A 4,235-nucleotide genomic window follows, 5' to 3' on the forward strand; every position below is an offset into this window, starting at 1 on the left:
ACAGTCCGCAAGGGCTCAGGGGGCTTCGACCCTTCCACCGATTGCCTGCCTGGTGTTGTCGCACCGGGCAGGCGTCCCGGAAGACATCCCCAATCTGGCATACTTCCGACAGACAAGGGGGCAGGCCCAAATCGCAGAGGATCGACCGGACATTTGGGGCTCAGCGGAAGAGGCTCGCCCCCTCCACCACCGGCTCTGCGGCCTTCGGCCTCGGCCAGTGGTCCCCCTCCCGCCGCTTTCGCGGGGGAGGTGAAGAAAGACCTACCGCACGAAGCTCGCCCCGTTGATGTCCAGCACCGCGCCGGTCATGGACGCCGGCGCCTCCAAGGCCAGCCATGCGGCGGCGCGCGCTACCTCTTCGGGCTCGGCCACGCGGCCCAGGGGAATGTCGGCCAGCAGCTTGTCGCCGCCACGGCTGGCCAGATAGTCCTCGGCCATGCCGGTCATGGTGAAGCCGGGGCAGATCGCAAAGGCCAGGATGTTCTCGCCCGCGAACCCACGCGCGATGGACTTGGTCATGGCCACCATCCCGGCCTTCGACGCGGCATAGTGCCAGTGCGCCGGACTGTCGCCGCGATAGGCTGCGCGGCTGGCGATGTTGACGATCCGGCCCCGGGCGCCCCGCTCGCGCCAGTGCAGGACAGCTCGTCGGGAAAGATCGGCGGCGGCCTGCAGGTTGATCTGCATCGTGCGACCCCAGGCGGCCTGCCAGCCGGGCAGGGTGGCGTCGACAGGTATGGCCTCGAACACGCCGGCGTTGTTGATGAGGACGTCGATCCGGCCGTCGAGGCGGGCCAATGCGGCATCCCATAGTCGGTCGGCCGCCGCTGGATCGGAGAGGTCCTCGCCGATCACGCCTTCAGCGTCTTGTCGCCCATGCCTTGCAACGCGCGCGCTATTCCTCAGCGCATCAGTGATCGCCGCGCCGATGCCGCGCGTTGAACCAGTGACCAGGATGTGACGCATGGAGAGCTCTCGGCCCGGCAGGGGCGTCGCTCGAGGCAGAGCACGCCGCGCATCGGGAAGGTTGGAGGCCTGACCGGGAATCGAACCCGGGTGCACGGATTTGCAATCCGCTACGTCACCACTCCGCCATCAGGCCGTCTAGAGCGCGCGGTGCTATCAGAAGGGCTCGCAAGCCGCAATTGCCTTCCGCCGCTGCGCCCCTATAACCCGGGGCAACGGATCGCCTATGCGACAAGGATTCCCGATGGCCGATTTCGCCGCCGCTCGCCTGAACATGGTCGACAGCCAGGTGCGCACCCAGGATGTCACCGACGTGCGTCTGCACGACGTGATGTGCGCACTCGCACGCGAGGCGTTCGTGCCTGTAGACCGCACCCACCTGGCCTATGCCGACATGGAAGTGGAATACGCGCCCGGCCGCTGGCTGCTGAAGCCGCGCGATGTGGCCAAGCTGCTGCAGGCGCTGCGCCCAATGCCCGGCGAGCGGGCGCTGGCTGTCAGCGCGCCCTATGCGGCGGCGGTGATGAAGGCCCTGGGGCTTGTGGTGGTCGAGATTGAGGCCGGCGGCGACCTGCCGACGGGCCAGTTCGATATCGTGGTCTGCGAAGGCGCCGTGGCCGACGCCCCTGAGACCTGGCGCTCCAGGGTGGCGATCGGGGGGCGGCTCGGTGTGGTGGAACGCACCGGGCCGGTCGGCAAGGCCAGCCTTTACGTCCGGGCGGCCGATGGTATGGGGCGACGGGAACTCTTTGACTGCTTCGTCCCGATCATGGCGGGCTTCGAACCGAAACACAGCTTTGCCTTGTAGAGGCGTCTGAAACACAATCGAAACGCCGGCGTGAAAAAAGCTTAAGGTGACGGGGCTTGGTCAAGACGGCAGACGCATGCCAATAGAGGACGTCTCTCGCGAGATCGGGGATAGAGTATGTCTATGACTTTCCGTGGCCGCCTGTTGGCTGCGACCTTGTGTGTCAGCGCCCTGGCTGCGCCCGCGGGCGCGGAGACCTTGGCTGACGCTATCGCGCTGGCCTACCAGAACAACCCGACGCTGCAGGCTCAACGGGCCTCACAGCGCGCGCTGGACGAGAACTATGTGCAGGCCCGTACCGGCTGGCGGCCGACGTTGGGCTTTCAGGCCAGCGGGGGGTACAGCGAATCTCGCATTCCGGCGGCGGCTGGCGGCTCTGGTATTGACCGGAACGGCGATGGCATCCCGGACCTCGTTCGCGGACAGATTTTTGAAACCAACTCCTCCCGCGTCGGCGTGAGCTTCACCCAGCCCCTCTGGACTGGCGGGCGTGTTGCTGCCTCCGTCAACGCCGCCAACGCCGAAGTGCTGGCCGGTCGTGAGAACCTGCGTCGGACAGAGGCTATCATTCTGGCCCAGGTGATCCAGGCCTACTCGGACACCCGCCGCGATCAGGAGTCGCTGCGGATCCGGCAGGAAAACGTCAACGTCCTGACCCGCCAGCTGCAGGAATCCCAGGCCCGGTTTGAGGTGGGCGAGATCACCCGCACCGACGTGGCCCAATCCCAGGCGCGCCTGGCCGGGGCCCAGGCGCTCTATCAGTCCGCCGTTGCCCAATTGGCGATCACCCGGGCCGGCTATACCACCCTGGTGGGCCAGAACCCCGGCGACCTCGCTCCGGAGCCGTCGCTGGCCTACATGCTGCCGACTGATCCGGACGAAGCCTACAAGATCGCCGAGGAGTTCAGCCCGCAACTCCGCGGCCAGCAGTTCACGGAACAGGCCAGCCGCGCCCGGATCGCCGGCGCGCGCGCCGAGCGCATGCCGAACATTTCAGCCAACGTCACCTACGGTTTCAACGGTCCTGCGATTCCGGATCGGCCGTCCGATGTCTTTCAGCGCGATCTTTATACCCGAAATCTGAGTGGCAGCGTTACCGCCACCGTGCCGATCTATTCCGGCGGCCTGGTCTCCTCGCGTATCCGCCAGTCGGTGGAACGCAACAACGCTGACCGGATCACGGTTGAGGGCGTGCGCCGCACGGTCATGCAAAGCGTCACTCAGTTCTGGAGTCAGCTGATCGCCGCCCGCGCCAACATCGCCTCCAGCGAGCTGCAGGTCAGCGCTGCGCGGATCGCTGCCGAGGGCACGCGCCAGGAACAGCAGGTCGGCCTGCGCACCACCATCGACGTGTTGAACGCCGAGCAGGAACTGCGCTCTGCCGAGCTCAACCAGGTCAGCTCGCGCCGCGATGAATATGTGGCCGCCGCCAATGTGCTGGCCACCATGGGTCGTCTCGAAGCCCGCAACCTCGTGCCTGGGGTGCCTCAGTACGATGCGGCGAAGAATTTCCGCAAGTTGCGCATGACCTGGGGCTGGGTGCCCTGGGAAGAGCCGGTGGACATCATTGACCAGTACCTGACCGTCTGGCCCTCCAACAAACCGGTCGCGAAGCCCTTCGAGCCGACCGCCACGCCAGGACTGCAGCCTGCGCCCACCGCGACGATGGCGCCCGCCACGCGCTGAGCGGCGGACAACTGGAAAATTGCAGGATCGCCCGTGTGCGCATAGGGTCCTCATAGCGACTCAATCGTGGTAGGCGACAAATGTCTGAAGCGACTTCTCAAGAACCAACCATGGAAGAGATCCTGGCGTCGATCCGCCGGATTATCTCTGAGGACGAAACACCTGGCGCAGAGGCTGAAACGCCGGCCCTGGAGGCGCCTGCGGCGGTAGCCGAGCCGGAACCTGAGCCTGTCGCCGTCGAAGCGCCGCCTGAGCCCGAGCCGGAACCCGTAGCCGCCCCCGTGGTGAGCGATCCCGCGCCCCCGCCTGTGCTGGCCGTCGAGGAGGAAGAGGAGGAACTCGAACTCACCCAGAAGCTCGATACCCTGGGCGACCTGGACATCATGGATACCGGGGAGCCTGCGCCGCCGCAGTCCCAGCCCGTGGCAGCTCTTGTCAGCGAAACCGTAGCCGCCGCCGCCGCCGCCAGCTTTGGCCATCTCTCGGCCAGCATCGCCATGCCGCCTTACGGCCTCACCCTCGACGACGTGGTGCGCGAGATGCTGCGCCCGCTTCTCCAGCAGTGGCTGGACGCCAATCTGCCCACAATCGTCCAGGAAGCGGTCCAGAGCGAAGTCGACCGTATCGCGCGCAGCCGGGTACGCTGACCCGCTCATCCCGGCGAAGGCCGGGAGGTGGATTCTCGTTTGAAGTGCAACAGGTGCTCGGAGAAGACCTCAACTGGGGTGCGGAAGTCCAGGCATTGTCGCGGGGTGTTGTTGAAGGCGACGACGGC

Annotated in this window: 4 protein-coding genes and 1 tRNA gene; 3 read left to right on the plus strand and 2 right to left on the minus strand. The window is 66.4% G+C overall.

What is annotated here, in order from left to right:
• Positions 1 to 261: 261 nt before the first annotated feature.
• Together ACIQ3B_RS18185 and ACIQ3B_RS18190 are read right to left on the minus strand one after the other, a co-directional pair.
• Complete coding sequence (locus ACIQ3B_RS18185) at positions 262 to 966, minus strand: SDR family NAD(P)-dependent oxidoreductase (RefSeq protein WP_397405102.1); 705 nt, start codon at positions 964 to 966, stop codon at positions 262 to 264.
• A gap of 62 nt (positions 967 to 1,028) precedes the next feature.
• Positions 1,029 to 1,102: transfer RNA gene (locus tag ACIQ3B_RS18190), tRNA-Cys, on the minus strand.
• Positions 1,103 to 1,210: 108 nt separating this feature from the next.
• On the opposite strand from ACIQ3B_RS18190, the gene ACIQ3B_RS18195 reads away from it, so the two are divergent.
• The 3 genes from ACIQ3B_RS18195 (at position 1,211) to ACIQ3B_RS18205 (ending at position 4,107) form a co-directional block, all read left to right on the plus strand.
• Entirely contained in the window at positions 1,211 to 1,774 is a 564-nt protein-coding gene (locus ACIQ3B_RS18195) for a protein-L-isoaspartate O-methyltransferase (RefSeq protein WP_397405104.1), read from the plus strand.
• 117 nt (positions 1,775 to 1,891) lie between these two features.
• On the plus strand, positions 1,892 to 3,460 hold the full coding sequence (locus ACIQ3B_RS18200; RefSeq protein ID WP_397405106.1) for a TolC family outer membrane protein: 1,569 nt from the start codon (positions 1,892 to 1,894) through the stop codon (positions 3,458 to 3,460).
• 110 nt (positions 3,461 to 3,570) lie between these two features.
• Positions 3,571 to 4,107, plus strand: coding sequence for a DUF2497 domain-containing protein (locus tag ACIQ3B_RS18205; RefSeq protein ID WP_397405108.1), 537 nt, complete (start codon positions 3,571 to 3,573; stop codon positions 4,105 to 4,107).
• Positions 4,108 to 4,235 lie beyond the last annotated feature (128 nt).

It is taken from the genome of Phenylobacterium sp. (genome assembly GCF_044358365.1).
Classification (GTDB): domain Bacteria; phylum Pseudomonadota; class Alphaproteobacteria; order Caulobacterales; family Caulobacteraceae; genus Phenylobacterium.

Excerpts from the sequence above, each read along its gene's own strand:
- ACIQ3B_RS18185 (WP_397405102.1), bottom strand. The coding sequence starts at position 966 with ATGCGTCACATCCTGGTCACTGGTTCAACGCGCGGCATCGGCGCGGCG.
- ACIQ3B_RS18195 (WP_397405104.1), top strand. The coding sequence starts at position 1,211 with ATGGCCGATTTCGCCGCCGCTCGCCTGAACATGGTCGACAGCCAGGTG.
- ACIQ3B_RS18200 (WP_397405106.1), top strand. The coding sequence starts at position 1,892 with ATGTCTATGACTTTCCGTGGCCGCCTGTTGGCTGCGACCTTGTGTGTC.
- ACIQ3B_RS18205 (WP_397405108.1), top strand. The coding sequence starts at position 3,571 with ATGGAAGAGATCCTGGCGTCGATCCGCCGGATTATCTCTGAGGACGAA.